This window comes from Geminicoccus flavidas (assembly GCF_009806515.1).
GTDB classification, from domain to species: Bacteria; Pseudomonadota; Alphaproteobacteria; order Geminicoccales; family Geminicoccaceae; genus Geminicoccus; species Geminicoccus flavidus.
In genome coordinates this window covers 1-916 of record NZ_WUJP01000194.1, presented here as the reverse complement: position 1 = coordinate 916, position 916 = coordinate 1, and the positions used below count along the sequence as shown (strand labels likewise).

At 72.5% G+C, this 916-nt stretch carries 1 protein-coding gene; it reads right to left on the bottom strand.

The genetic code is table 11. The annotated features are described in order from the left end of the window. Nucleotides 1-916, bottom strand: a 916-nt coding sequence (locus tag EQG76_RS05360) for an AsmA family protein (protein WP_159711282.1), incomplete at both ends; no start/stop codon positions are given.

The following is a 916-nucleotide window of genomic DNA, read 5'->3' as shown; positions in this document are numbered from 1 at the left end:
CTGACAGCCTGATCGCCACCCTCGGCACGCCTTGGGCATCCGCCGCGGTGTTCACCCGGCCGGTGATCTTGCCGCTATAAGCCTGTGCCTCCACCAGGTTGAGCAGCACGAAGTTCGGGCCCGAGGTGACCCGCACCCGGGTGGGGCCGAGCGTCGCCTGCGGCGCCTTGATGCCCTTGGCCGCGACCGCCACGTCCAGGTCGAGCGGCAGCGAGGTCGGCAGGTTCAGCGGTCGGTCGAGCGGATCGGGGGCGGGCCCGTCGCCGGAGGCCGGCGCGGCCGGCGCCGGTGGCTCGCTGGTGCTGGGCGGTGCCGGCGGCGACATCAGCCGGGCGACGTCGATCACTTCGGTGGCGAGTTCGCCGCCGAGCTTTGGCCGGGCGCCGGTCCCGTCGAACCGCAGGGCACCCGTGGCCTGCAAAAGGTCGCTGGTGAGCTTGGCATCGTCGAAGGTCACGATCTGGCCGGCCATGGCGAGCCGGCCCGCGAGCGCCATCCGCTCCGGTATCGGTGCCGTCGGCGGGACCGGCAGCTCCAGCCAGCGCACCGCTCGGGCCACCTCGGGCAGGTCGACCTGCACCGTGCCCGAAGGGGAAGCCGACAGCGTGCCAGTGAGGGCTGCCGCGATCGGGCCGGTGATGGCGATGCTGCCCTGGCTCTGCTGCTGCTCGATGAGCGCCTTGGTGTCCTGCACCTGCAGGTCGACGTCCACCTGCTCGCCACGGAAGCGCGCCGTGCCGGCGACGCTGGATGGCCCGCGCAGGTCCGGTGCCTGGACCTCAATGTCGATGTCCTCGATCCGCGCGGCTTGGCCGTTGCGGGCATCGGCATAGTCGACCACACCATCCTCGACCCGGATCTCGCCCAGGGCCAGATCGGGCAGGCCGCCGCCCCCGCCGTCCGAAGTGTCGCCGCT